The sequence below is a fragment of the Microbispora sp. H10949 genome (assembly GCF_014161435.1).
Lineage (GTDB): Bacteria > Actinomycetota > Actinomycetes > Streptosporangiales > Streptosporangiaceae > Microbispora > Microbispora triticiradicis.
The window spans coordinates 324,623-349,420 of the sequence record NZ_JABBWZ010000002.1; the positions used below are offsets into that span (position 1 = coordinate 324,623).

Annotated in this window: 24 protein-coding genes; 17 read left to right on the plus strand and 7 right to left on the minus strand. The window is 71.1% G+C overall.

Translation table 11 applies throughout. The annotated features are described in order from the left end of the window. Window positions 1-37 precede the first annotated feature (37 nt). The gene (locus HHX40_RS05735) at window positions 38-1,669 is read left to right on the plus strand and encodes a DUF6350 family protein (RefSeq protein ID WP_182879680.1); all 1,632 of its coding nucleotides are present in this window, start codon (window positions 38-40) and stop codon (window positions 1,667-1,669) included. A gap of 111 nt (window positions 1,670-1,780) precedes the next feature. Here HHX40_RS05735 and HHX40_RS05740 read toward each other — a convergent pair whose 3' ends face one another. From HHX40_RS05740 to HHX40_RS05750, 3 genes are all read right to left on the minus strand, one after another. Further along, complete coding sequence (locus tag HHX40_RS05740) at window positions 1,781-2,203, minus strand: MerR family transcriptional regulator (RefSeq protein WP_182879681.1); 423 nt, start codon at window positions 2,201-2,203, stop codon at window positions 1,781-1,783. Window positions 2,204-2,520: 317 nt separating this feature from the next. Continuing rightward, window positions 2,521-3,537: an MDR family NADP-dependent oxidoreductase gene (locus tag HHX40_RS05745; RefSeq protein ID WP_182879682.1), complete on the minus strand. Its 1,017-nt coding sequence runs from the start codon at window positions 3,535-3,537 to the stop codon at window positions 2,521-2,523. A 122-nt stretch (window positions 3,538-3,659) separates the two neighbouring features. Then, complete coding sequence (locus HHX40_RS05750; protein ID WP_182879683.1) at window positions 3,660-4,064, minus strand: hypothetical protein; 405 nt, start codon at window positions 4,062-4,064, stop codon at window positions 3,660-3,662. 165 nt (window positions 4,065-4,229) lie between these two features. On the opposite strand from HHX40_RS05750, the gene purN reads away from it, so the two are divergent. The 7 genes from purN (at window position 4,230) to HHX40_RS05785 (ending at window position 11,034) form a co-directional block, all read left to right on the plus strand. Next, a complete protein-coding gene (purN, locus tag HHX40_RS05755) occupies window positions 4,230-4,940 on the plus strand; it encodes a phosphoribosylglycinamide formyltransferase (RefSeq protein ID WP_220498799.1) in 711 nt (236 codons plus the stop codon). Beyond that, window positions 4,937-6,478 (plus strand): bifunctional phosphoribosylaminoimidazolecarboxamide formyltransferase/IMP cyclohydrolase, encoded by a 1,542-nt coding sequence (gene purH / locus HHX40_RS05760; protein ID WP_182879685.1) that lies wholly within the window; start codon window positions 4,937-4,939, stop codon window positions 6,476-6,478. The genes purN and purH overlap by 4 nt, the downstream gene beginning before the upstream one ends. Before the next feature lie 145 nt (window positions 6,479-6,623). After that, the gene (locus tag HHX40_RS05765) at window positions 6,624-6,779 is read left to right on the plus strand and encodes a hypothetical protein (protein WP_165900492.1); all 156 of its coding nucleotides are present in this window, start codon (window positions 6,624-6,626) and stop codon (window positions 6,777-6,779) included. A gap of 27 nt (window positions 6,780-6,806) precedes the next feature. After that, complete coding sequence (locus HHX40_RS05770; protein WP_111698398.1) at window positions 6,807-7,652, plus strand: bifunctional methylenetetrahydrofolate dehydrogenase/methenyltetrahydrofolate cyclohydrolase; 846 nt, start codon at window positions 6,807-6,809, stop codon at window positions 7,650-7,652. Between the two features lie 124 nt (window positions 7,653-7,776). Further along, window positions 7,777-9,549, plus strand: coding sequence for a phosphatidylglycerol lysyltransferase domain-containing protein (locus tag HHX40_RS05775; protein WP_220498734.1), 1,773 nt, complete (start codon window positions 7,777-7,779; stop codon window positions 9,547-9,549). 919 nt (window positions 9,550-10,468) lie between these two features. Further along, window positions 10,469-10,717 carry a hypothetical protein gene (locus tag HHX40_RS05780; RefSeq protein ID WP_182879686.1) on the plus strand — a complete coding sequence of 83 codons (249 nt, stop codon included), beginning with the start codon at window positions 10,469-10,471 and terminating at the stop codon, window positions 10,715-10,717. Between the two features lie 131 nt (window positions 10,718-10,848). After that, a complete protein-coding gene (locus tag HHX40_RS05785) occupies window positions 10,849-11,034 on the plus strand; it encodes a hypothetical protein (protein ID WP_182879687.1) in 186 nt (61 codons plus the stop codon). A gap of 249 nt (window positions 11,035-11,283) precedes the next feature. On the opposite strand, the gene HHX40_RS05790 is transcribed toward HHX40_RS05785, so the two are convergent. Next, the gene (locus HHX40_RS05790) at window positions 11,284-11,862 is read right to left on the minus strand and encodes a hypothetical protein (protein WP_182879688.1); all 579 of its coding nucleotides are present in this window, start codon (window positions 11,860-11,862) and stop codon (window positions 11,284-11,286) included. 638 nt (window positions 11,863-12,500) lie between these two features. Here HHX40_RS05790 and HHX40_RS38115 point away from each other — a divergent pair. Further along, window positions 12,501-12,752, plus strand: coding sequence for a phosphatidylglycerol lysyltransferase domain-containing protein (locus HHX40_RS38115; protein ID WP_396787659.1), 252 nt, complete (start codon window positions 12,501-12,503; stop codon window positions 12,750-12,752). Here the strand turns inward: HHX40_RS38115 and HHX40_RS05800 are convergent. Beyond that, the gene (locus tag HHX40_RS05800) at window positions 12,712-13,263 is read right to left on the minus strand and encodes a DinB family protein (protein ID WP_182879689.1); all 552 of its coding nucleotides are present in this window, start codon (window positions 13,261-13,263) and stop codon (window positions 12,712-12,714) included. The two genes, HHX40_RS38115 and HHX40_RS05800, sit on opposite strands and share 41 nt — an antisense overlap. 95 nt (window positions 13,264-13,358) lie before the next feature. Here HHX40_RS05800 and HHX40_RS05805 point away from each other — a divergent pair, with 95 nt between their 5' ends. Beyond that, on the plus strand, window positions 13,359-14,333 hold the full coding sequence (locus tag HHX40_RS05805) for a helix-turn-helix transcriptional regulator (RefSeq protein ID WP_182879690.1): 975 nt from the start codon (window positions 13,359-13,361) through the stop codon (window positions 14,331-14,333). 121 nt (window positions 14,334-14,454) lie between these two features. Here the strand turns inward: HHX40_RS05805 and HHX40_RS05810 are convergent, their stop codons facing one another. Next, complete coding sequence (locus HHX40_RS05810; RefSeq protein WP_111698390.1) at window positions 14,455-15,108, minus strand: FHA domain-containing protein; 654 nt, start codon at window positions 15,106-15,108, stop codon at window positions 14,455-14,457. Window positions 15,109-15,288: 180 nt separating this feature from the next. Between HHX40_RS05810 and HHX40_RS05815 the strand changes: the two genes are divergently transcribed. The 5 genes from HHX40_RS05815 to HHX40_RS05835 all read left to right on the plus strand — a co-directional run bounded on the left by HHX40_RS05815 (window position 15,289) and on the right by HHX40_RS05835 (window position 21,727). Then, complete coding sequence (locus tag HHX40_RS05815) at window positions 15,289-16,464, plus strand: citrate/2-methylcitrate synthase (RefSeq protein WP_182879691.1); 1,176 nt, start codon at window positions 15,289-15,291, stop codon at window positions 16,462-16,464. A gap of 34 nt (window positions 16,465-16,498) precedes the next feature. After that, on the plus strand, window positions 16,499-16,783 hold the full coding sequence (locus tag HHX40_RS05820; protein ID WP_182874016.1) for a DUF3017 domain-containing protein: 285 nt from the start codon (window positions 16,499-16,501) through the stop codon (window positions 16,781-16,783). A gap of 107 nt (window positions 16,784-16,890) precedes the next feature. After that, window positions 16,891-18,108, plus strand: a complete 1,218-nt coding sequence (locus tag HHX40_RS05825; RefSeq protein ID WP_150930663.1) for an NADP-dependent isocitrate dehydrogenase — start codon at window positions 16,891-16,893, stop codon at window positions 18,106-18,108. Between the two features lie 246 nt (window positions 18,109-18,354). After that, complete coding sequence (locus tag HHX40_RS05830) at window positions 18,355-19,101, plus strand: YwqJ-related putative deaminase (protein WP_182879692.1); 747 nt, start codon at window positions 18,355-18,357, stop codon at window positions 19,099-19,101. A gap of 208 nt (window positions 19,102-19,309) precedes the next feature. Beyond that, window positions 19,310-21,727 (plus strand): serine/threonine-protein kinase, encoded by a 2,418-nt coding sequence (locus HHX40_RS05835; RefSeq protein WP_182879693.1) that lies wholly within the window; start codon window positions 19,310-19,312, stop codon window positions 21,725-21,727. 69 nt (window positions 21,728-21,796) lie between these two features. On the opposite strand, the gene HHX40_RS05840 is transcribed toward HHX40_RS05835, so the two are convergent. Beyond that, a complete protein-coding gene (locus tag HHX40_RS05840) occupies window positions 21,797-22,333 on the minus strand; it encodes a PadR family transcriptional regulator (protein ID WP_182879694.1) in 537 nt (178 codons plus the stop codon). Window positions 22,334-22,388: 55 nt separating this feature from the next. Here HHX40_RS05840 and HHX40_RS05845 point away from each other — a divergent pair, with 55 nt between their 5' ends. Both HHX40_RS05845 and HHX40_RS05850 read left to right on the plus strand, forming a co-directional pair. Beyond that, on the plus strand, window positions 22,389-23,819 hold the full coding sequence (locus HHX40_RS05845) for an MDR family MFS transporter (RefSeq protein WP_111698376.1): 1,431 nt from the start codon (window positions 22,389-22,391) through the stop codon (window positions 23,817-23,819). 96 nt (window positions 23,820-23,915) lie between these two features. Beyond that, on the plus strand, window positions 23,916-24,767 hold the full coding sequence (locus HHX40_RS05850) for a CARDB domain-containing protein (RefSeq protein ID WP_182879695.1): 852 nt from the start codon (window positions 23,916-23,918) through the stop codon (window positions 24,765-24,767). Window positions 24,768-24,798 lie beyond the last annotated feature (31 nt).

The window sequence follows — 24,798 nt, forward strand, 5'->3', positions numbered from 1 at the left end:
GTGGAGAGCGGCGGCCGCGCTGGGATGATGAGGTAGCGTGACGGGACTTCTCGATCAAATCAGGACCGGTCCCCGCGCCGTCCTCGGTCGCGGTGGCGCCGGCGACGACGAGGAGAGCCGCCGTCCGCTTCCCGTCTCCGGCATGCTGGCCGCGTTCTGGACGCTCGGCGTCGGCATCGCCGTGCTCACCACGCTCACGCTCATCGGCTGGATGGCCGCCCCCCGGGGGCCCTTCGGCGAGGGCCTGCCCGGCGTGTTCCGCACCGCCTGCCAGCTCTGGCTGGCCGCCCACCACGCCGGATTCGCGATCCCCGGCGGCCGGGTGGGCCTGCTGCCCATCGGGCTCATGATCCTGCCCGGCGCGCTGCTCTACCGGGCGGGCCTGTGGATGGCACGCGACGCCGACCTGCGGTTGAGGATGCCGGCCCGGCTGCCGAAGGGCACCCCCCGCGACGTCGAGAACGCCCGCCGCCGCGCCCAGCTCGTGCTCATCGCCCAGGCCGGCATCTCGCTGGCCGCGCCGTACGCGCTGCTCGCCGGGGTGATCGCCCTGGTGTCGCGCAACGAGATCATGCAGCCGTTCCCGGGGGAGGCGCTCGTCAGCCACCTGCTGCTGGCCTTCGTCACGGGATCGGTGGCCACCGCCCGCACGATCGGGCCGTGGCGGTCGATGCTGCGCCTGCTGCCCGAGCGGCCGCGCTCGCTCGTCGCGGGTACGGCCGTCGCGACCGCGCTGCTCCTCACGGCCGGGGCGGTGCTCGTCCTCGTGGCCGTGGCGATGAACTTCACCCGGATCCAGCAGATGTCGGAGGTGCTCAGCCCCGGCCTGGTCGGCGGTGGGCTGCTCCTGCTCCTGGAGGTCCTCTACTTCTTCAACGCCGTGATCTGGGGAATGGCGTACATCGCGGGACCCGGCTTCGCGGTGGGCGCGGGCACGCTGGTCGCGCCCACCGGGGTCAAGCTGAGCGCGGTTCCCATGCTGCCGCTGCTCGGCGCGCTGCCGCCGTCCGGCACCGCGCCCCCGTGGGTCATGTCGGTGATCGCGGTGCCGTTCGCCGCGGGGGCGGTCGCGGGCGTGGTGACGGCCCGCGTCGCGCCGACCCCCTCGATCGAGGCCGCGCCGCTGTGGGGCTTCGTCTGCGGAATCACCAGCGGGCTCGCGGCGGGGACGCTCGCGGCGCTGTCGGGCGGGCCGCTCGGCGGGGCCGGGCTGGCCGCCGTGGGGCCCTCCCCCTGGGAGGTGGCGCTGTCGGTCGCGCTGGAGGTCGGCGTGGCCGCCGGAATCTCGGCCGGCATCGCCAACTGGTGGCTGATCTCCCGGCGGCCGGCGACCCCGCCGGAGCCGGTCAGGAAGGCCGGCGCCGTGATCGCCAAGGCGGCCGGGAAGGTGCGACCGGCCCGGGGCGCCCATCTCCCGGGCCACTGGCTGGACGCCACCGAGGCGGAGACCCAGCCGATCCCCGTGATCAGGGACGACTGGACCGACGAGCACGCCGCGGCGACCGCGGAGACGTTCGACGACATGACCGCCCGGCGGGGCCGGCCGGAGCCGCCGCGCAAACCGCCCGCCGGCGCCGCCCCGAAGCCGCGTACGGACATCGTCGACGAGACCGACGACCGCGGGGGTCACGTCATCTACGTCGACCCCTACGCCTGGGACCGCGACTGACGACCCACCGGCCGGCCGGCGGCGGGACGCGCCTGACGGACGACAGCCCGCCGTCGGAGGGCCGGGCCAGGGAGTGCTCGCCCATGCCTCCGGCCGCGCCCACGAGCGTCTTCACGGGCTCGGGCAGACCAGGGTCTCGGGTATGGGCCCGGCCACGGTTTCGGGTGCTGCGCCCGGCTCGGGGACGCTCGAGGCGAGGCGGTCCCGCAGCCGGGTCAGGCGGCCGATCTCGTCGTTCAGTGCGGCGATGCGGCGCTGGACGACCCCCGTGCCGCCCGTGCAGCCGGGGGAGCCGTACGGCGGGAGGGTGTCGCCCTCCAGCAGGTCCAGGCGGTCGGCGCAGCCGGCGACGTCCTCGACGGTCAGGCCGAGGGCGAGCAACTGGCGGACCAGGCGGATGCGGGCGATCTCACGCGGGCCGTACTCCCGCTGGCCCGACGCCGTGCGCGGCGGGAGGAGCAGCCCACGCTGCTCGTAGAAGCGCAGGGCGCGCGGAGTGGTCCCCGTCGCCGCCGCGGCGTCGCCGATCCGCATGCCCGTCCCGCCTCCGCCTTCACGCCCTGCCGTGGCCACACCGTCACGGCCACATCGTCGCGGGCGCATCCTCGCGGGCGCATCGTCACGGGCGCATCGCCCTGACGCACCGCTCCGGCCGCACCGCACCGCTCCGGCCGCACCGCTTCGACCGCACCGCTTCGACCGCACTGTTCCGGCCGCCTCGTTCTGGCCGCGCTCGTGTGGTCGTTTTGCCGCAGTCATCACGATCGCACCTCTACGGCCGTATCACCACTGTCGCGCGCTCCCGGCCTGCCGGGACCCGCCGTCTTCGGCCGCGTTGTTCACGGCGTCGTTCACGGCTCCACGACGACGGTGCCGACGTGTCGTCCGTCGAAGAGCTCACGCAGTGCCAGCGGTGCGCGGTCGATGCCCGGGATCCGCGTGTGCGGAAAGGAGATGGACCCCGAGCGGAGCCAGGCGCCGAAGCGCTCCCTCCACTCCGCGGTGGTCGCCGCGTCGACGCCGGTCAGGCCGCGAAGGGTGATGTTCCCGAGGATGAGCCGGAAGGTGTCCAGCTCCACGGGAGCGGTTGCGCCGGTGGACGCCGCCGACAGCTGCGTGGCCAGGGTCCCGACCAGGACGAGACGGGCTCCCGGCCGTGCCGCGTCGGCCGCCGCACGGAGCTGCTCGCCGCCGACGTTGTCGACGACCACGTCGATGCCGTCGGGCGCGGCCTCGGCCAGCCGCGCGCCGATCGGACCGTCGCCACGGAGGACGACCGCGTCGTAGCCGAGCTCGGCGGTCATGCGCTCGGCCTTCGCGGCCGAGCCGGTGCTGCCGATCACGCGCGCCGCGCCCAGCAGGCGGGCGATCTGGCCCGCGAGCGACCCGACGCCTCCGGCGCCCCCGCTGACGAACACGGTCTCTCCCGGGCGCAGGCCCGCGATCCGCGTCAGGGCCGCGTACGCCGTGGCCCCCGGAGCGAGGTAGGCGGCGGGATCGGGCAGGGCGCCGTCCAGCGGCTCGGAGTCGGGGACCACGGCGTACTCGCGCCAGCCCTGGAAGTGCGAGACCAGGTCGCCCGGCCGCAGGCTCGCGCCGTCCCCGGCCGTGACGACCTCGCCGACAGCGGGGCCGAACAGCGTGTCCCCCGGCCGCAGGGGCGGAAAGGGCGCGCCCGGCACGCCCCCGGCCGTCAACGTGCGCAGCGCCGGAAAGACCTGGAAGCAGCGGTTGCGCACCAGGACCTCACCGGCTCCCGGCACAGGCGTCGGGACCTCCACGACGGCCAGGTGCTCGGGGCCGGGCAGACCGGACGGAACCTCGGTGAGCCGGATCTCCCGTACGGTGCCGGGCGGTGTCTCGGACATGGGCTTCTCCTCGCGCGACGACGTGAGCGGCCGTGCGGCCCCGCCGCACGCCGCCGCGACGGTAAACCCTGACCCGTACGTCAAGGGCAAACCGGAGGAACCCGGCCCCCGGCGAGGGGCCGTCAGGCGGGGGCGGGGACGGAGGCGGGCCAGGCCATGCCGAGCTTGTCCTCGAAGGCCCGCATGAGCTGGTCGGAGCACTGCTGCTGGGCGGCCACCGTGCCCGCGCCCTTGCGGCACTCGGTGTAGGCGTTGAGCTCCGCCGAGAAGTAGAGCTGGAAGGCCGTCGTGACGGCGCCCAGGACGAACGCGAGTGTCGACAGCACCACGGCGCCGGTCGCCATGCCAATGCCCTGCCGTGCGCGGTTCAGCAGGCGGAGATCGCGGACGGCCACGATGAACGCGAAAACCGACAGCGCCAGCCCCGCGGGCGGCAGCAGCAGGGTGAAGACCATGGCCGTGACGGCCAGGGCCAGCGCCCTGCGTCCTCCCGTCGCCGGGGCCGAAGTCTCAAGGGATGTTGTCACGGTCTCCTCGCCTCGCGTTCGCATAGCCCGTCGTGAATCCTGATGGCCGGCGCCCGATACGCTTTAGCTGCGTCGAGGGCCCACCCTCCACGCGCGACCATCTCTAAGGAACCATCTCCCGGTAATCACCTGCAAAACGAAGCCAGCTCACGAAGGAGTTCCGCCCTGTCCTTCCGGCTCGTGGTCCTCGTCTCGGGATCGGGGACCAACCTGCAAGCGCTGCTCGACGCCGCCTCCGACGACGCGTACGGCGCGACGGTGGTGGCCGTCGGAGCCGACCGCGACGACATCGAGGGCCTGGCGCGGGCCGGGCGCGCGGGCGTCCCCACGTTCGTCGAGAGGGTGGGCGACCACCCAACCCGGGAGGAATGGGACGAGAGCCTGGCGGAGCGCATCGCCGGGCACCGGCCCGACCTCGTGGTCTCCGCCGGGTTCATGAAGATCCTCGGTCCTCGCGTGCTGGCCGCGTTCCCGGTCGTCAACACCCACCCGGCGCTGCTGCCCTCCTTCCCGGGCGCCCACGCGGTGCGCGACGCGCTCGCGTACGGCGTCCGCGTCACCGGCTGCACCGTGCACCTGGTCGACGCGGGCGTGGACACCGGGCCGGTGATCGCCCAGGAGGCGGTGCCGGTGCGGGAGGGCGACGACGAGGAGTCGCTGCACGAGCGGATCAAGACCGTCGAGCGCGGCCTCCTCGTCGAGATGGTCGGCCGGATGGCCCGCGAGGGCTGGACCACGACCGGGCGGACCGTACGCCTGGGGACGGCGCGAGCCGCGGGACAGGCCGCCGCCGCGCGGCGCCCGGCGCCCGTCGCAGAACCGGCTCCGGCACAGGACCGGACACAGGGCACGACATCAGGAAGGACCACGAAGTGACCCGCATCGCCATCCGCCGTGCGCTCATCACCGTTTACGACAAGACGGGTCTGGAAGACCTGGCGCGGGGGCTTGAGGCCGCGGGCGTGGAGATCGTGTCGACCGGCGGCACCGCCGCCGCGATCGCCTCCTACGGCGTGCCGGTCACCAGAGTGGAGTCGCTCACCGGCTTCCCCGAGTGCCTGGACGGCCGGGTCAAGACCCTCCACCCGCGGGTGCACGCCGGTCTGCTCGCCGACGGCGGCAACCCCTCGCACGTCAAGCAGCTGGAGGAGCTGGAGATCGAGCAGTTCCAGCTCGCGGTGGTAAACCTCTACCCGTTCGCCGCCACGGTCGCCTCCGGCGCCTCGGACGCCGAATGCGTCGAGCAGATCGACATCGGCGGCCCCGCGATGATCCGGGCCGCCGCCAAGAACCACGGCACGGTGGCCGTGGTCGTCGACCCCGCGGCGTACGGCGACGTGCTGGCCGCGGCCGCGGAGGGCGGCTTCACGCTGACCGAGCGCAGGAGGCTCGCCGCCACGGCCTACGCGCACACCGCCGCGTACGACGTCGCGGTGGCGTCGTGGTTCGGCAACGTGTACGCCCCCGAGGGCGAGTGGCCGTCGTTCATGGGCGCGGCGTGGAAGCGCAAGGCGGCCCTGCGGTACGGCGAGAACCCGCACCAGGGAGCCGCGCTCTACACCGGCGGCACGGACGGCCTGGCCAACGCCGAGCAGCTCCACGGCAAGGAGATGTCCTACAACAACTACGTGGACGCCGACGCCGCCTGGCGGGCCGCCTGGGACTTCGCCGAGCCGGCCGTCGCCATCATCAAGCACGCCAACCCCTGCGGCATCGCCGTGGGCGCCGACGTGGCCGAGGCGCACCGCAAGGCGCACGAGTGCGACCCGGTCTCGGCGTACGGCGGGGTGATCGCGGTGAACCGCGAGGTGACCCGTGAGCTGGCCGAGCAGATCGCGCCGATCTTCACGGAGGTCGTGGTGGCGCCGTCGTTCGCGGCGGACGCGCTGGAGATCCTGCGGGAGAAGAAGAACATCCGGCTGCTCGCCTGCCCGTCGGGGCCGGCGAACGCCGCGGAGTTCCGCCGCGTCGACGGCGGCCTCCTCGTGCAGACGGTCGACCGGGTGGACGCCCCCGGCGACGACCCGTCCGGCTGGGAGCTCAGGGCCGGCGAGCCGGCCTCGCCCGAGGTGCTGGCCGACCTCGCCTTCGCCTGGCGGGCCTGCCGTTCGGTGAAGTCCAACGCGATCCTCCTCGCGACCGGCGGCGCGACCGTCGGCGTCGGGATGGGCCAGGTCAACCGGGTCGACTCGGCCCGGCTGGCGGTCGCGCGGGCCGGTGAGCGCGCGGCCGGATCGGTCGGGGCCTCCGACGCGTACTTCCCCTTCCCGGACGGCCTTCAGGTGCTGACCGAGGCGGGGGTGAAGGCGATCGTGGAGCCGGGCGGATCGATCCGCGACGACCAGGTCATCGAGGCCGCCAAGGAGGCGGGCATCACGCTCTACTTCACCGGCACCCGCCACTTCTTCCACTGACCGGACCACGGTCAGCGGGGGCGTGACGCGATCGGAGGGGCACTCGGGGGACAGAAAGGGCGGAAACGGCACGATCACCCTTGTGGTGCGGTTAGCCTGAAACGCCCCACTCTTCTTCCCCCGGAGTCCCTCCATGCCCGTTGACATGCTCACGACTTCTTTCGCCCTGATGAACGGCGTGTGGAACAGCCCCCTCGCGCTGCTGCCCATCGCGGTCCTGGCCGCGTACTTCGGGTGGAAGATCGTGGAGTTCATCCCTCTCACCCGCCGGATCATCGAGCGCCGCGAGGGGGCTCAGTAGAACCACCTGGACGAACTGGGGAGTGCGATGACCGCGCGGCTTCTGGACGGCAAGGCGACCGCCGCCACGATCAAGGGTGAACTGGCGGAGCGGGTGAAGGCCCTGGCGAACCGGGGCATCACCCCCGGGCTGGGCACGATCCTGGTCGGTGAGGACCCGGGCAGTCAGATCTACGTCGCGGGCAAGCACCGCGACTGCGCGGAGGTCGGCATCACCTCCATCCGGAAGGACCTTCCGGACACCGCCACCCAGGCCGATGTGGAGGCCGCGGTTGACGAGCTGAACGCCGACCCGGCCTGCACGGGCTACATCGTCCAGCTTCCGCTGCCGCGTCACCTGGACACCCAGGCGCTCATCGAGCGGATGGACCCGGCCAAGGACGCCGACGGCCTCCACCCGGTCAACCTGGGCAGGCTCGTCCACATGGTCGACGCCCCGCTGCCGTGCACCCCGCGCGGCATCGTGGTGCTGCTCCAGCGGTACGGCGTGCCGATCAAGGGTGCCGAGGTCGTCGTCGTCGGCCGGGGCATCACCGTGGGCCGGCCGCTGGGCCTGCTGCTCACCCGGCGCGCGGAGAACGCCACCGTGACGCTCTGCCACACCGGCACCCAGGACCTGGCGTCCCACGTGCGCCGGGCGGACATCGTCGTCGCGGCGGCCGGGGTGCCCCACCTGGTGACCGCGGAGATGGTCAAGCCGGGCGCGGCCGTGCTCGACGTGGGCGTGTCCCGGGTCGACGGGAAGATCGCCGGAGACGTGGCCCCCGACGTCCGCGAGGTGGCGGGTTTCGTCGCCCCCAACCCCGGCGGGGTGGGGCCGATGACCCGGGCCATGCTGCTGGCCAACGTCGTTGAGGCCGCCGAGCGGCAGTGACGGCACCGGCCGGCCCGGGTGGCCGGCGTGGTCCGGGCGGCGCGGTCCGGGTGACGTAAGGACCCGGGCAAGGATCGGAATCACGCCGCTTCGCGGGCGCTGGCGTCACCTATCCTCACATATCGTGAGTGTTCGGACGCACTCCGTACATGCGAGGATCGCGCGTCCCTGGGTGCCCGCGGCGGCGGGCCGGGCCGCGCTGCTGATCGGGGCCCTGGACATCGTCAACGGCGTCGTCCCGCGGTTCCGTACGAGCAGGATCAGCGAGATCGCCGGGATTCTGCCGGGCAGTGTCACCACGCTGGCCGAAACGGCCTCTCTCCTGGTCGGAATCCTGCTGATCATGCTGGCCCACGCCCTCAGGCGGCGTAAGGCGAGGGCCTGGCGGGCGGTGGTGGTGCTGCTGCCCGTGGGCGCCGTCCTGGAGGCGCTGCGCTGGCGGCACCCCCTCGCCGCGTCGGTCTCGCTGCTGCTGTTCGGGGTGCTGCTGCTGAGCAGGGCGGAGTTCTACGCCCTGCCCGACCCACGCTCCCGCTGGCGCGCCCTGGGCAACCTGATCGTGCTCGGCGCGTTCGACGTCGTGATCGGATGGGTGCTGGTCGCCGCGCACGCCCGTGACGTTGGGCTCGGCCCGGGCGACCGGCTGCGGCAGGTCGTCCTCGGCCTCGCGGGTGTGGACGGTCCCGTCGGCTACGCCTCGGCGCACGCCGGCGCCCTGGTGTCGTCCTCGCTCGCCGGGCTCGGCGCCCTCACCGCCGTCACGACCATCCACCTCGCGCTGCGGCCGGAGCGCCCGGCCGCCGCGCTCACCCCCGGCGACGAGCGGCGCCTCAGGGCCATGCTCGACCAGTGGGGCGGGCAGGACTCGCTCGGCTACTTCGCGCTCCGCAGGGACAAGAGCGTGATCTTCTCGCCCAGCGGCAAGGCGGCCGTGACGTACCGCGTCGTGGCCGGGGTGATGCTGGCGAGCGGCGACCCGCTCGGCGACGCCGAGGCCTGGCCGGGGGCCATCCGCCGCTTCCTGGAGGAGGCCGGGCGGCACGCCTGGATCCCGGCCGTGATCGGCTGTGGCGAGAGCGGGGGCGAGGCGTGGACCCGGGAAGGCGGTCTCGGCGCGCTGGAACTCGGCGACGAGGCGGTCGTCGAGGTGGCCGGATTCACCCTGGAGGGCCGGGCCATGCGCAACGTGCGGCAGATGGTCCACCGGGTGGAGCGTCTCGGCTACACCTGTCACGTACGGCGGGCCGGTGACCTGACCGAGGCCGAGCGGGACCGCATCCATGCCGCGGCGGTCTCCTGGCGCGGCACCACGGCCGAGCGCGGCTTCTCGATGGCACTGGGCCGGTTCGGCGATCCCGCCGACGCCGGCTGCGTGGTGGTGACGGCCCACGGCCCGGCGCAGGCGTCACCTCCCGCCGCCGGCGCCAGGCCCAGGGGCGGGGAGGAGACGGGGGACGTCCGGGCCGTGCTGCACTTCGTCCCGTGGGGACGCGACGGGCTGTCGCTCGACCTCATGCGCCGTGACCTGCGGGCCGATCCCGGTCTGAACGAGTTCCTGATCGTGAGGGCCCTGGAGGCGGCGCCGGAGCTCGGGGTGACCAGGGTGTCCCTCAACTTCGCGGTGTTCCGGGCCGCGCTGGCGCGGGGGGAGCGGCTGGGCGCGGGGCCGGTGTCACGGGCCTGGCGCGGTGTCCTCGTCTTCCTGTCCCGCTGGTTCCAGATCGACTCGTTGTACCGGTTCAACGCCAAGTTCCGGCCGGTGTGGGAGCCGCGGTTCCTGGTCTTCCCCGCGTCGCGCGACCTGCCGCGCATCGGCGTCGCGGCGCTCAGGGCCGAGGCGTTCCTGACCCCGCCACGCCTCCGCTGGCGGAGCCTCCCGCTGCGAAGCCGGCGCTGACGTCGCCCGCTGGGGCCTCAGCTCAGTGCTTGGCCGTCAGGCCGCGTACCTTCCGTCGCAGCCGCTCGGCCTCCTGCCGAGGAATCTCCCCTTCCGCCGGTCTCACCGCTCATGATCAGCCGAAGTTCTCCTTGGCGTAGTCGGTACGCCTGGCCTCGCACCTGGAAATTGCAGACCGCACGCGACAGTCCTCGTAGGCCGCTGTAGCTGCTCTGCAGATATCGGCTTTTGCGGTGACCCCCCAGCTGTTCCGGGAGATCTCATACTCCGCGTTGCCTTCGATGCAAATGTGGCGAGGTATCTCATTATTGCCTGACCGGCGACTTCGGCATGCTTCATAGACGGGGCTGGCATCACTACAGAGATCGCCACTTCCGCGCAAAATGCACACTCTATATACTGTCGCCGCCTCACAGTATGGCTTCGGCCGGTCGGAGAGCAGGCAGTTGACAAAACTATCGGAGACATCCCCCGCGGCCTTGGCGCAGGTATTTCCATCGAGTACTACGGAGTCGGCACGTCGACAATCCGAGATAAAAGATCTCCGATCGTCGTCGATGGATTTGTAGCTGCCGCAATCGCCATTCCTGAATCCGGTTCCGCGGCATGCCTCGTAGTCGTCCATCTTTTTGCACAAATCATCGCGCGCGTTATCCGCGCAGAACTCGAAGGAATCGCCATCCGCCCTTGGGTTGAAGCCGGCCGCGCTTCCCAGGGCCGTGATGCCGACATCGCGGGAAGAACCGGTGTCCCCCGTCCTTCCCGGAGCAACCGGGCCATGGTCGCCAGCGCGGGATCTCGAGGTGGGGTCGATCCCGTTAGGCGAGCATGCGCCGACGAGGGTGACCAGTATGAGGCTGACGCATTGGAGCACTCGGGACCCTCGATGACTTCGTCTAGCTCTCAACGGTTCATCCGCTTGGCCGACGCGCTCGAGCCGGACATGGTCAACCTGGCCGACCGCAACTTCTTCTCGATGGCCCGCTGGATCTGCTTCGCCGCGACCGGCGCACAGCTGAGCTGGCGGGTGAAGCACGGCACGACGTTGCTGCCGGCCAAGCGCCTTCGCCGGCAGCGGGCCAGCTCCTACCGATACGGACCGTGTAGATCGCTGTTGAGGCTCGTTCTGTCCGTCGTTCCGCAGCAGTGCGCGGTCCGGTTCCCATAAAGGCAGCGTCGCAGAGGATCGATTCCCGGCGGCGGCCGTCATCCCAAGGCCCGGATCGTCACCCTCACCCATGGCGCGACCCGGCGGCAACTGGCTGCCGCCGTTTGGTACGGCTGCACGAGTCGGACGCGATGCTCACCCGGCGGCGCAAACAGATGGACGACCGGTGCCTTGCGCGGCTGCCCGACACCATCGCCCGTCTGGTCGAATTCGACGTGATCGGCACCGACACCGGCGGTAAGACCAAGACCAAGCTTTGCAATCTCTACGATCATCGGCCGAGGGCAGGCGCGATCGTCGCAAAAACCGGCTCATGAATGGAAACGTGTGGGTGGTTACTCATGATCTTCTTTCGAATAGTGCAAGGATAAGTGAGAGAAGCACCAAATCAGTTCCACCGACTAGCACCGGAATGGCATAGGGCGCAGCTTCCGGAAGAGCCTTTGTCATCCTTATGGCGGAAGAGAAGCAGAGTAGGACTCCAGTTATCCCAATTGATCTGCGAACCCACCTCATACTATCGAACCCTTCGCTCTTGAAATGGGAACCCTTCGCGGGGATGTCTCCTATTGGGATTTTATGGATATGCAGGGAGCCCAATGGCACTTTCCATACTCAATCACGATTCCATGGCCCGCTTTGTTAGCGCCACCGACGGCAGCGGCGCCAGCACCGGCAAGCGCACCAATAACGCCACACACCGCCGAGGCCGGAATGCCGATCACGCTGTCGATACCAGCAACGGTGCATGCACCTGCGCCCACGGCTGTCCAGGAAAGAACGGTGAGAAGCATGTTTGTATCCTGGTTGCTAAGGTACTGCCTACATTTGTCATTTCCGGCGAGAGCCTTTGCCGGCTCGTCGGTCGGGGTGCGCTGCTTTTCTACCGGCAGGGCACCGTCCGGACGCTTTCCGTCGTTCTCCGGCCGCGGCCCCGCAATCCGCATATCCCTCGGCTCGGTCAAGGACGCATCGACGAGGTGCGGCAGCCCCTGTGCCGAGCCGGACTGCTGAATCGGCGGGGCGTCTGCTGAGCCCGAACCGACGTTTGGCAGGTTCAGGAAAACGCGCAGAGGAGACACGGGCGCCGGGTAGGCCGGAAGCTGTAACGTTCCAGGAAGAAGCGTGACTGTCAGGATCGCCATGAAACGCACCAGCCACCGGGCCAGGCCCTGCTTTCCCAGGCCGAACCGACTCCGTCGCACCCCGTCCACCTCCGTCAGCGCACAGCGGACTGTGCGCATGGCGTCCACACGAAGCGAGCGTCATGGACGGCTGCGCGACACTGGAACGATCTTCAGTAAAACGATCACAACGTATAAGCGAGTGGCTTCGATGTAAAGAAAATATAAAATGTGACCTAAACCACATCACGCAACGTGTTCTTGTGATCGTTCTGAGCTAGCATTTTTGTCCCTGTCGCAATGTTTAGGAATGGGACTTCAGGTGCTGCGGGGTTAAGACCGCATTCGTCCTGTAGCACGACGACAGCCAAGGCATTTTTTACTGCAGAGGTCAGAGTTCCGTGTGCATACACCTGTCACGTACGGCGGGCCGGTGATCTGACCGAGGCCGAGCGGGACCGCATCCACACCGCGGCCGTCTCCTGGCGCGGCGCCACGGCCGAGTGCGGCTTCTCGATGGCGCTGGGCCGGTTCGGAGATCCCGCCGACGCCGGCTGTGTGGTGGTGACGGCCCACGACCCGGCGCAGGCGTCACCCCCGGCCGCCGGGGCCAGGTCCGGAGGTGGGGAGGAGACAGCGGGCATCCGGGCCGCGCTGGCGTGGGGCCGGTGTCACGGGCCTGGCGCGGTGTCCTCGTCTTCCTGTCCCGCTGGTTCCAGATCGACTCGCTGTACCGGTTCAACGCCAAGTTCCGGCCGGTGTGGGAGCCGCGGTTCCTGGTCTTCCCCACGTCGCGTGACCTGCCGCGCATCGGCGTCGCGGCGCTCAGAGCCGAGGCGTTCCTGCCCCCGCCCCGGGTTCGCCGGGAGGTCAGCCCATGCTCTTGGCGCCGTCGAGGGACTCGCGGATGATGTCGGCGTGGCCCGCGTGCTGGGCGGTCTCGGCCATGACGTGCATCAGCACCCGACGGGCCGACCACGACGTGCCGGGCTCGTGCCACGGGGCCTTCGGCAGCGGCTGGGCGGCGTCCAGGTCGGGCAGGCCGGCGACCAGCTCGTCGGTCCGGCGGGCGACCTCGGCGTAGTCGGCCAGCACACCGGCCAGCGTCTCGCCGGGCAGCAGCCGGAACTCGTCGGCCCTCCGGGCCCAGTCGGCCTCGGTCATGGCGGTGAAGTCACCCATGGCCGACGGGCCCTCCAGGATGAAGCGTGCCCAGGTCCGTTCGACCGAGGTGACGTGCTTGATCAGCCCGCCCAGGCACAGTTCGCTGGCGGTGGTCCGCCGCCCGGCCTGCTCGTCGGTGAGGTCGCGGGTGGTGAAGCGCAGGAAGTGCCGCTGCTTGGCCAGCATCGCCAGCAGGTCCGCGCGCTCGCCGGTGAGGTCGCGGGTGGTCGGCTCGCCGACGGTCGTGGTCTCGCTCATGGTTCTCCGCCTTCGCTGTCCTGTATGGCCGGTCAGAACCCACGCTAGGCGGCACAACGGTCACTTTCTGACCTCAATTGCGGAAGAATCATGGCATGGCGAATACCAGCGAGCGGACGCTGCGGCTGCTGTCGCTGCTGCAGACCCATCGGTACTGGCCAGGCGCCGAACTGGCCGAACGGCTGGGGGTCTCGGTCCGCACGCTGCGCCGGGACGTCGACCGGCTGCGGGAACTGGGCTATCCGGTCGAGGCGCAGCGCGGCGTGGACGGCGGCTATCAGCTCGCCGCCGGCGCGGCACTGCCGCCACTGGTGATCGACGACGACGAGGCGGTGGCCCTGGCCCTGGGACTGCAGGCCGCCGCGCAGGGCGCGGTGGAGGGCATCGCCGAGTCCTCGGTGCGGGCGCTGGCCAAGGTGGTGCAGGTGATGCCGGCCCGGCTGCGACGCCGGATCGACGCGCTGCGCGCGATGACCGTGCCCGCCGGCTGGGACGGCCCGGTCAGGGCGGGCGTCGACCCGGGCGTGCTCACCACGGTCGCGCTGGCGTGCCGGGACGACGAACAGCTCCGCTTCTCCTACACCGCCTCCGACGGCAGGCACACCGAGCGGCACGTCGAACCCCATCGGCTGGTCTGTCTCGGCCGCCGCTGGTACCTGGTCGCCTACGACCTCGTCCGGCACGACTGGCGCAGCTTCCGGCTCGACCGGCTCACCGCGCCCCACCACACCGGTTCCCGGTTCCGGCCCCGGGAACTGCCCGCCGCCGACGCCGCCGAGTTCGTGCGGGCCGGCCGGGACAACCTGCCCCGGCCGTACCGGGTGGAGGTCCTGGTCGACGCCCCGGCCGTGACCGTGCGTGAACGGATCGGCAGATGGAGCATGATCGAGGAAATCGACGACGAGCACTGCCGGATGCGGATGACGGCGGACTCCCTGGACTGGCCGGCCCTGGCGCTGGGCGTGGTCGGCGCCGATTTCCGCGTCATCCATCCGCCCGAACTGATCGACCGAATCCATGAGTGGGGAGCCCGGTTCAACCGGTGCGAGAAAACTCTTCCCTCGTCTTAGCCCATTCGCTCATAAATCACTTTTTGTCACCATCGGGTGCCGGCGCCGACCGGTTGGGAACGCTCCACCGGCCGCGAGGGATGGACGGCTTCCACTTCCACGCGGCCGGTGTGTCACCGGTTCAGGAGGCCCGGCGGCCTACGGGGGCGCGTTGCGGCTCCTGCTCGGCCGGGCCGCTCGCGCGCTGCGGCGGCACGACCGGCGTGGGCCGCACGAGGCCGAGGGCGACGACCTCGTTGGCCAGCCTGGTCCGCCGGTTGGTGCCCTCCGGGATGCGGAACTTCTGGTAGAGCCGCAGCAGATGCTGCTTGACCGCCGCCTCGGTGACCACCAGGTCGTCGGCGATCTCCCGGGCCGTGGCCGGCGCCACGAACGCCTCGTCCGACAGGGCGGGGCGGCACAGCGAGGTGAGCACGTCGACCTCGCGGCGGGTCAGTTCCGGCGCGGCGGCGCGGCGCAGTTCGACCTCGGGCGCGAGGTCCTCACGCGGGATCCCGCCGACCCGGGCCCGGGCGGCGCCGAAGGAGACGACGTCGCCGTCGTCCAGCACCCTCCGGGCGATCGGCCTGCCGTTCACCCGTGTGCCGTTGCGGGACAGGCCCAGGTCCACGACGTACAGGTAGGGCCCGCGACGCACGAATTCGGCGTGCAGCCGTGACACGCTCGGATCCGCCAGCCGGATGTCCGCGCCCCGGCCGCGACCGATCGTGGTGACGTCGGGGCGCAGCGGTACCACCTCGCCGCTGTCCTCGATCCGTATGAACGGCCCCTCCACGGCAGTTCCTCCCCAGGTAGCCCGCCGTTACTTTCTCTATAGATGCGGCTTACCCACCCGTGGCGAGGGGGAATCGCCTTTGCCATAAGCAGAATCTCCCCTGAAATCGATCTGGGCCTTTGAGGGGCTTCTTCCCTGCTCACGGGTAGACTTCGGGCGGAGATAAGCGGAGGAAATACTATGAAGCAGACTTCCTCGGACGGGGGGGACTTGGGGGGTGGAACCCCCCGAGAGGTTGCAGACAAGCCCACCAAAGGACTCGCCGATGTCGTCGCCGCGTCCACAGCGCTGAGCGACATCGACGGCAAGGCGGGCCGGCTCTTCTACCGTGGCTACGACATCCACGACCTGGCCGGCCGCACCACCTTCGAGGAGACCGCCCACCTGCTCCAGCGCGGGTCGCTGCCGTCCCGCGCCCAGCTCGCCGACTACGGCGCGGAACTGGCGCGTGGCCGCACCCTGGGCACGCTCGTCGAGCGCGACATCCCCGAGATCGCCGAGAGGCAGGCGCCCATGGAGGCGCTGCGGACGCTGGTCTCCCTGGCCGGTGCGGACGATCCGGACAAGGATTCCAACGCCCCCGAGGCCAACCTGCGCAAGGCCGCGCGGCTGACGGCCCAGCAGCCGATCCTGGTCGCCCGCTACCACGCGGCGCGGACCGGGGCGACGCTGCCCGAGATCGATCCCGAGCTGAGCATCGCCGGGAACTTCCTGCTCCAGATCACCGGCCGGCGCCCCGAGGGGCGCGCCGCCGAGATCTTCGACACCTGTCTCGTGCTGCACGCCGACCACACCATGAACGCCTCGACGTTCGCCGCCCGGGTGTGCGCCGCAACGCTGTCCGACATGCACTCGGCCATCGTCGCCGCCATCGGCACGCTCAAGGGGCCCCTGCACGGAGGGGCGAACGAGCAGGTCATGCGTACGCTGGAAGAGCTGGACCCGCGCGGCGTCGCCCAGGCCGTACGGGACAGACTGGCGGCGGGCGAGAAGATCATGGGATTCGGGCACCGCGTCTACAAGACGGAGGACCCCCGGGCGACGCACCTGCGGCGGATGTCGGAGGAGCTGGCCGAGGCCTCCGGCGACGACACCTACTACCGGATGTCCCGGGAGATGGAGGAGGTCGTCCTCGCGGAGAAGCACCTGTACCCGAACGTTGACTTCTACGCGGCCACCGTCTACCACTACCTGGGCATCCCGACGGATCTGTTCACTCCCGTGTTCTCGGTCAGCCGGATGTCGGGGTGGACCGCCCACGTGATCGAGCAGCACGCCGACAACCGGCTGATCCGGCCCGACAGCGAGTACATCGGTGAGCGCGACCAGAAATGGGCGCCCATCGGTGAGCGCTGACATGGAGGACCGCGGTGGCAGGCATGGGAGAGACGTGAGAACGGGCGAGAGCACGGCCTGGGGGTCGTACCTGGTGGTGGCGGCCGGCGTGGCCGCCGGACTGGGCGCGATCGGGCTGGGGGCGCCGGTGTCGACCGGCGGAGTGGTGATGGGAGGCGCCTTCCTCGCCGGGTCCGTCACCCGGCTGGCGACGTCGGACCGGCGGGCGGGTGCGCTCGCGGTCCGCGGCAGGCGGACCGACGCGATCACGCTGGCGGCGTTCGGCGTGGCGCTCGTGGCCGGCTCGCTGCTCATGCTGCTGCGCCTGCACGACTCGTAGGAACGCGACCTCGTCGCGGGCTTACCACACCCGTCCGATAGCCTCAACGGCCAGTGAGCCTCAAAAAGGACGTGCTGGCCAGTCAGACCAGAAGGGGAACCCCACGCATGCCCAAGATCAAGGTAGCGGGCCCTGTCGTCGAGCTCGACGGCGACGAGATGACCCGGATCATCTGGCAGTTCATCAAGGACCAGCTGATCCTTCCCTACCTCGACGTCGACCTGAAGTACTACGACCTCGGCATTGAGCACCGCGACGCCACCGACGACCAGGTCACGATCGACGCCGCCAACGCCATCAAGCAGTACGGCGTGGGCGTCAAGTGCGCGACGATCACGCCGGACGAGGCGCGGGTCGAGGAGTTCGGCCTGAAGAAGATGTGGAGGTCCCCGAACGGGACGATCCGCAACATCCTCGGCGGTGTCATCTTCCGTGAGCCGATCATCATGTCGAACGTCCCCCGGTTGGTGCCCGGCTGGACCAAGCCGATCGTCGTCGGCCGTCACGCCTTCGGCGACCAATACCGCGCGACCGACCTCAAGGTGCCGGGCGAGGGCACCTTGACGTTGACCTTCACCCCGAAGGACGGCGGCGAGCCGATCGAGCTCAACGTCTTCGACTTCCCCGGCTCCGGCGTCGCCCTGGCGATGTACAACCTGGACGAGTCGATCCGCGACTTCGCCCGTGCCTCGATGCGGTACGGCCTCAACCGCGGCTACCCGGTCTACCTGTCGACCAAGAACACCATCCTCAAGGCGTACGACGGCCGGTTCAAGGACATCTTCGCCGAGGTGTACGAGAGCGAGTTCAAGGCCGACTTCGAAGCCGCCGGGATCACCTACGAGCACCGGCTGATCGACGACATGGTGGCCGCCTCCCTCAAGTGGGAGGGCGGGTACGTCTGGGCCTGCAAGAACTACGACGGCGACGTCCAGTCGGACACCGTGGCCCAGGGCTTCGGCTCGCTCGGCCTGATGACCAGCGTGCTGATGACCCCCGACGGCCGCACCGTCGAGGCCGAGGCCGCGCACGGCACGGTGACCCGGCACTACCGCCAGCACCAGCAGGGCAAGCCGACGTCCACGAACCCGATCGCCTCGATCTTCGCCTGGACCCGCGGCCTGCAGCACCGCGGCAAGCTCGACAACCAGCCCGAGGTGATCGACTTCGCCGAGAAGCTGGAGCAGGTCTGTGTCGAGACCGTCGAGGGCGGCCAGATGACCAAGGACCTCGCGCTCCTGGTCGGCGGCGACGCCGAGTGGCTGACCACGCAGGACTTCCTCGCGGCTCTCGACGAGAACCTCAAGAAGAAGATGTCCGCCTAGCGGCCTGGTATGGAGAATCGGCCTCTGCCCGCGGTTCCACCGTCGGGGCGGAGGCCGATTCGCGTCCATGGGCCGTCCATGGGCCGTCACGCCCTTCTCCGGGAGACGTCCTCCGCCGCGCCGGACAACCGCGGGTACGCCGGCAATCGGATCCGGATCGCCCGGCAATCCGACGCCGACGGCTTCCGGCGACTCTGGTCGAGGGCCGGGCCACCACAGGCGAAGACCCTCGACGAAGGAAGCGCGATGGCAGAGACGACGCACGCCTCACACAACCCCGCCGAAGAAGCGGTGCCCACGACGAAGGTCAAGGAGTGGGCCAGCAAGGCCCGCATCGAGCTCGGCCAGTGGCTCAGGACGGCGACGATCGGCAGCGACGTCAAGGCGGCCGCCGAGGAGGTGTGGAAGAGGCTCGGCGCGCTGGAGAGCGCCCTCGTGAGCCAGACGAAATCCGAGGCGGAGGCGCGTGCGGCCTTCGTCACGTGGGTCTACGAGAACGACTGGAACGGCGGCTTCACGTGGTACCTGGAGGAGAAGGCCAGGGTGGTCGCCGAGGCGAACAGGCTCGAGGCCGAGCAGGCCATCCAGCGTTTCATCGCCAAGGCCCGTACGGAGGCCCAGAGGGCGACCAGGACGCAGGGCGGGCTGGGCACGGTGGTCGCCGGTCTGGCCGACCTCGGCACGCAGCAGACCTTCACCGGAACGAGCGGCGCGTACCCCTACCTCGCCCGGACGGAGAAGCATCCGGTCATGGAGGAGATCCTCGCCAAGGTCGGCCAGGGCGAGGAGTGGACGGTGGACAACTGCGCCGAGGTCGACGCGATGAACAAGTACCTCTACAAGATCAAGGCGCGGGTCCTGAGCGACGTCCAGGGCAAGAACCTGTACTTCCACGCCGAGACGTGGAACTGGGACAAGAAGGTGTGGCAGCCCCGCAAGGCCTGCGGCAACTGCGACAAGTGGCTGAAGACCATCGGAGCGCGCCGCGTCTGACCCGGCCGCCGCTCGCCCGCCGCCCGGCAGGAGGGGGAGCCGCCCGGAGACATTCCGGGCGGCCCTTTTCCGTCACTTGGGGATGGGGACCGCTCGCCGCATTGTCACGACTTCCTGACGTCACGGCGTGGTATCGGGAACCGGAAGCGCCGCGCGGGGGCCGTAAAGTTCTGCTGGCCGGTACTTTGCCGAATCGTGGGGAACGGGGATGCCGCAGATCGCGCCGCTCCAACCGGGGGACCCGACCCGGCTCGGTGCCTTCGTGCTGTCCGGCCGTCTCGGCGAGGGCGGCCAGGGCGTGGTCTACCTCGGCGAGGACCAGGCGGGTGAGCAGGCCGCGGTGAAGCTGCTGCACGTGAAGTTCAGCGGCGACGCGGTCGCCAGGTCCCGTTTCGCCCGGGAGTTGCGGGCCGCCCAGCGGGTGGCGAGTTTCTGCACCGCGCGGGTCATGGCGGCCGACCTGGAGGGCGACACGCCGTACATCGCGAGCGAGTTCATCGACGGGCGGTCGCTGCGCGAGACGGTCGAGGAGCGGGGGACGGTGACGGGCTCGGCGCTGGAGCGCCTGGCCGTCGGCACGGCCACCGCGCTCACCGCCATCCACCAGGCGGGGATCGTCCACCGCGACTTCAAGCCCGACAACGTGCTGCTCGCCGTCGACGGGCCCCGGGTGGTCGACTTCGGCATCGCCCGCATCCTCGACTCGACCGCGACGATCACCAGCCGGGCGATCGGCACGCCCGCCTACATGGCTCCCGAGCAGATCTCCGGAGGCAAGGTCGGGCCCCCCGCCGACGTCTTCTCGTGGGCCTCGACGATCGCGTACGCCGCGACCGGCACGGTCGTCTTCGGCGGTGACTCGATCGCGGCCGTGCTCAACCGCATCCTGAACCACGACATCGACACCTCGGCGCTGCCCGAGCCGCTCGCGGGGGTGGTGCGGGCGTGCCTGCGCAAGTCGCCGGACGAGCGCCCGACCGCCGACCAGATCCTGCTGCGCCTGCTCGGCCGTACGGCGTCGGACGACGCGTCCACGACGGTGCTCTCCGAGGGCGCCGCGCACGCGGCCGATCCCGCGGCCAGGCCCTTCGCCGGACGCGCGGCCCCTCATCCCGGCGGTCAGCACGGCGGCTCGTACGGCGGGCAGCACGGCGGGTCCGGCGGCGACGCCCGAAGCGGCCCGCACCGGTTCACGGGGGCGGCCGGCAGCGGCCCGCGCGACTCCGCCGGCGGAGCCCGGTACGGCCCTCCCAGCGGTGCCCACAACGCGGCCCACAACGCGGCCCACAATCCGGTCCGCGACACGGCTCACGATCCGGCCCGCAACCCGGCCCGTAACGCGGCGCGCGACGCGGCCTGGAGCGACCGCTACGAGGACGCCACGGGCCCCGTGGTGAGCGTGGGGACCTGGGACACCGAGGCGGCCCGTGCGTTCCTGTCGCCCGCGGTCAGCACCGACGTGCGCGCGGGTGGGGACGTGGGTGCCGCCGTCCCCGCGGGCGGGCCCGCGAAGACCGGACCGCACGGATCAGGGCCGCACGGATCAGGGCCGCATAGATCAGAGCCGCATAGATCAGAGCCGCACGGATCAGGGCCCCAGGGTTCGGGGCCGCACGGGTTGGGTCCGCACGGATCAGAGCCGTACGGATCAGGGCCGCACGGCGGGGGGCGGGTGGAGCCGCACGATCCCGGGCCGGCGCCGTCCCGGCGGTCCCGGCGCAGGAACCTCCTGATCGCCGCGTGCGCGGCCGTGCTCGCCGTCCTGGCCGGCGGGGGCGTGCTCGTCGCGAACGGGATCGGCCTCCTCCCGGGGGCCGGCGGCGAGACCGGCGAGGCGGGAACCTCGTCGTCGAGCGGCCCCCGGCCCGGCCACACGTTCACTTCCGTGCTCGACAAGGTGGCGCGCACCGGGCGGCTCACCATCGGCGTACGCGGAGACCTGCCGGGCGTCGCCCTGCAGCAGGGAACGGGACCCAGCGGGTTCGAGGTCGACCTCGCCACGTACATCGCCAGGCGTCTCAAGGTCCCCGCGAGCGGGATCACCTTCCACCGGATCGGCGTCGGCGAACGGGTGCGGGCCCTGGCCGACGGCGTGGTGGACATGGTCGTCGCGACGTACTCCTACGACGACAACCGCGACGACGCCGTCACCTTCGCGGGCCCGTACTACACGGCCCACGCCGACCTGCTGGTGCTCGCCGGCTCGCGGGTCAGGAGGCTCGACGACCTCGCCGGCCGCCGGATGTGCGCGCCCGCCGGGAGCGCGACGGCCCGCCTCGTCGCGGGCAGGGTGGACGTCGAGCAGGTCCCGGCCGGCAACTACGCGGAGTGCATGAACCTGCTGACCAGCGGAAAGGTCGACGCGGTCCCCGGAGACGACCTGATCATCGCGGGCTTCGCGAACAGGGAGACGGGCCTGAAGCTGTCGGTGCTCGGCGTGCGGCTGCGAGACCAGCGGTACGCCGTCGGCCTGCCCAGGAAGGACCTGCGCACCTGCGCGGCCGTCGAGGGCGCGATCCAGGACCTGTACGACGACGGCACGATGCGGAGCCTGCTGCGCAAGCACTTCGGCAACGTCGACTTCGACTCCGAACGGAAGGCCCCGGCCCCGCTCTCCTGCCGCTGAGTCCCGCCCGCCGCACGTCGGCCGTCAGGACTGCGCGCTTCGGGACCGCGCGCTTCGGGACTGCGCGCTTCAGGACCGGGCCTGGACCTCGGCGATGGCGTCGTCCGCCCACTGGAGCACCATGCGGGTCTGCCGGATCCCGAGGTCCAGGGCGAGATTGCCGAACTTGACCCGCGCCGTCCCCTCCGGGATGGGCGCCGAGTGCTTGGCCGTCCAGAGCGCTTCCAGCTGCGCCAGCTTCTGTTCCGAGTGGGCCCGCAACCGCTCCAGCACGGCCACCGCCTCCGGCGCTTCGAGCAGCGGGACGAGGAACGCCTGCAGCGCGACCTCGCTGCGCGCCGGGCCCGTGGGATCGTGGCCGAGCAGCCATTCGCGCAGCTCGGCGCGGCCCTCCGCGGTGATCGTGTAGATCTTGCGGCCCCGGGCGCCCTCCGCCTCGACCGTCACCAGCCCGTCCGACGCCATCTTGGCGAGCTCCGGATAGATCTGGCTGTGGCCGGCCTGCCAGACGTGGGCCACGGACTTCTCGAACGATTTGGCCAGGTCGTAGCCGCTCGCCGAGCCGTACGCAGTCAGCAGGCCGAGGAGAGCGATGCGCAGGGACATGCCCCCACTATACCTCCGTATTGACATGTAAGCACTGACATGTCACCTTCGACACATGCGATCCAAGAACGGACTCCTCCTCTTCGCCGTGCTGGGCGGCATGTTCCTCGCGATGCTCGACCAGACGATCGTCGGCACCGCGCTGCCCAGGATCGTCGGCGAGCTCGGCGGCACCGGCCTCTACACCTGGGTGGTCACCGCCTATCTGCTGACCTCGACCATCACGGTCCCGCTGTACGGCCGGCTGTCCGACGCGTACGGCCGCAAGCCGCTCCTGCTGGTGGGGGTGGCGCTGTTCCTGCTCGGCTCGATCCTGTCGGGCGCCGCGCAGAGCATGGCGCAGCTCATCGCCTTCCGCGGCCTGCAGGGCCTGGGCGCGGGCGCGCTGCTGCCGCTGTCGCTCGCGCTGGTGGTCGACCTGTTCCCGCCGGAGCGCGGCGGGCGCGTGCAGGGCGCCCTCGGCGGGGTCATGGCGCTGAGCTACCTCGCCGGGCCGTTCCTCGGCGGCCTGTTCACCGACCACGCGAGCTGGCGCTGGGCCTTCTACGTGAACGTGCCGATCGGCGCCGTCCTGGTGGCGATCATCGTGTGGCGGCTGCCGCACCGGCCGGGGCACGGCGGGGCGCGGCCCGACTACCTCGGCATCGCCGTCTTCAGCGCCGCGATCAGCGCGCTGCTCGTCGGGCTGACCGAGAAGGGCGTCGACGGCCACACCTGGACGAGCGGGCCGGTGATCGGGCCGATCGCCGCGTCGCTCGCGCTGCTCGTGGTCTTCGTCGCGGTCGAGCGCCGGGCGGAGCAGCCCATCGTGCCGCTCCATCTCTTCGCGAACCGAACCTACTCGCTGGTCAACGTCGCCTCGTTCTTCACCGCGTTCTGCATGTACGCGGGAGTGGTCTTCCTGCCGCGCTACTTCCAGGAGTCGCGCGGCCTCAGCGCCACCTCCTCCGGGCTGCACATCTACCCGCTGATGCTGGCGATGGTGGCCGGCAGCGCGGTGACCGGCGCGCTCATCTCCCGCACCGGCCGCTACAAGCCCTGGCTCGTCGCCGCGACGGTTCTCCTGGTGGCGGGCACGACGTTGTGCGCGAACCTCGCCGTCGGCACCTCGGAGCCGCTGCTCGTCGTCTGGATGGCGCTGATCGGCCTCGGGATGGGGCCCATGCTCTCGGGCCTGACGGTGGCGATCCAGAGGTCCGTGCCGTCCCGGTACGTCGGCACGGCCAGCGCGAACCTGACGTTCTTCCGGCAGATCGGCGGCTCGGTCGCACTGGCCGTCGCGGGCACGGCGTACGCGTCGGTGGTGACCCGGGAGGCGCCGGCGCACGGCCTGCCCGCCGCGCACGCCGCCGCGACCGCGACGGTGATCCCCTGGCTCGGGGTCGCGGGCGCGGTGGTCGCGCTCCTCGCGCTCGCGCTGCTGCCCAACCGCGACCTGCGGCTCGACCGGTCCGCGGCACCGCGGGAGGACCTGGTCACGGCGTGAGATCACCCCGCCCCGGCGGGGCCGCGCGCGGCGTGTCGGGCGGTCGCGGGGACCGCCCGGACGATTGAATTGATCTCACGCTTTCGGGGGAGCAGCATGGGTCGCAGGGTCGTCACGGGTTTGGTCTGTGTCTTCGTCGCCGGAACGCCGCACCCGGCGCTCGCCGCGCCGGGGGCGGCGCCGGCGCAGGGCCGGTGGGGGACCGCCGATCTCATGGTCGGGATCACCGCGTCGCCGAAGGTGGCGCAACCCGGGCAGCCGCTGACCTACCACGTCAGCGTGCACAACCAGGGCCCGGGAGACGCGGTGCTGCCGACGCTGCGGGTCCGGCTGCCCCGCGACTTCCAGATCCTGAACGTCGGCGTGGCCGAGTGCGGGCCCGGCTCCGCCCGTAACGAGGTGGTCTGCCGGTCCTCCGACGACGTCCTGCCCGGCGGCTCGGGGGACATGACGATCACGGGCATGATCCGGCCGGGCGCGCACGGACCCCTCCGCGCGCGGGCCGACCTGACCTCCGAGGTGCTGGACGACGACGAGACCGACAACACGGCCGAGACGGTGACCAGGGTCGACGAGGGCGCCGACCTGGCCATGCGGTTCAGCTCCTCCACCCGGTACACCCGTCCCGGGCACTGGTTCGCCGTACGGGCGGAGGTGCGCAACCGGGGGCCCCGGGTCGTCCGGGACGCCTACGTGTTCTTCCAGCCGCAGGAGGCCCGGCTCCTGTCGGCGACCGGGGCGCGCTGCCACCGGAACCGCCAGTTCGTCGGCTGCTCGCTGCCGCCGATCAGGTCGGGGTCGCGGGGGCTGCTCAAGCTGGTCTTCCGGGTGCCGTCCCGGGCCTCGCACGCCGTGGCGACGATGGCCACCGTCTACTCGCGCCGGTTCGGCGACCGCCGCCCGGCCAACAACCAGGCCAGCATGCGCGTGGCCCTGCGCCGCGCCTGACCGGCCGTCCGAGCCGTCGCCGCCCGCCGGC

Bases quoted from the DNA above. Each gene is read 5' to 3' on its own strand.
- HHX40_RS05740 (WP_182879681.1), bottom strand. From the start codon at position 2,203: ATGCGGATCGGCGACGCCGCGGCGGCGACGGGGACCACTCCGCGCGCC.
- HHX40_RS05745 (WP_182879682.1), bottom strand. From the start codon at position 3,537: ATGTCCGAGACACCGCCCGGCACCGTACGGGAGATCCGGCTCACCGAG.
- HHX40_RS05765 (WP_165900492.1), top strand. From the start codon at position 6,624: ATGCTCACGACTTCTTTCGCCCTGATGAACGGCGTGTGGAACAGCCCC.
- HHX40_RS05770 (WP_111698398.1), top strand. From the start codon at position 6,807: ATGACCGCGCGGCTTCTGGACGGCAAGGCGACCGCCGCCACGATCAAG.
- HHX40_RS05785 (WP_182879687.1), top strand. From the start codon at position 10,849: ATGCTCACCCGGCGGCGCAAACAGATGGACGACCGGTGCCTTGCGCGG.
- HHX40_RS05790 (WP_182879688.1), bottom strand. From the start codon at position 11,862: ATGGCGATCCTGACAGTCACGCTTCTTCCTGGAACGTTACAGCTTCCG.
- HHX40_RS05800 (WP_182879689.1), bottom strand. From the start codon at position 13,263: ATGAGCGAGACCACGACCGTCGGCGAGCCGACCACCCGCGACCTCACC.
- HHX40_RS05805 (WP_182879690.1), top strand. From the start codon at position 13,359: ATGGCGAATACCAGCGAGCGGACGCTGCGGCTGCTGTCGCTGCTGCAG.
- HHX40_RS05815 (WP_182879691.1), top strand. From the start codon at position 15,289: ATGAAGCAGACTTCCTCGGACGGGGGGGACTTGGGGGGTGGAACCCCC.
- HHX40_RS05825 (WP_150930663.1), top strand. From the start codon at position 16,891: ATGCCCAAGATCAAGGTAGCGGGCCCTGTCGTCGAGCTCGACGGCGAC.
- HHX40_RS05830 (WP_182879692.1), top strand. From the start codon at position 18,355: ATGGCAGAGACGACGCACGCCTCACACAACCCCGCCGAAGAAGCGGTG.
- HHX40_RS05835 (WP_182879693.1), top strand. From the start codon at position 19,310: ATGCCGCAGATCGCGCCGCTCCAACCGGGGGACCCGACCCGGCTCGGT.
- HHX40_RS05840 (WP_182879694.1), bottom strand. From the start codon at position 22,333: ATGTCCCTGCGCATCGCTCTCCTCGGCCTGCTGACTGCGTACGGCTCG.
- HHX40_RS05845 (WP_111698376.1), top strand. From the start codon at position 22,389: ATGCGATCCAAGAACGGACTCCTCCTCTTCGCCGTGCTGGGCGGCATG.
- HHX40_RS05850 (WP_182879695.1), top strand. From the start codon at position 23,916: ATGGGTCGCAGGGTCGTCACGGGTTTGGTCTGTGTCTTCGTCGCCGGA.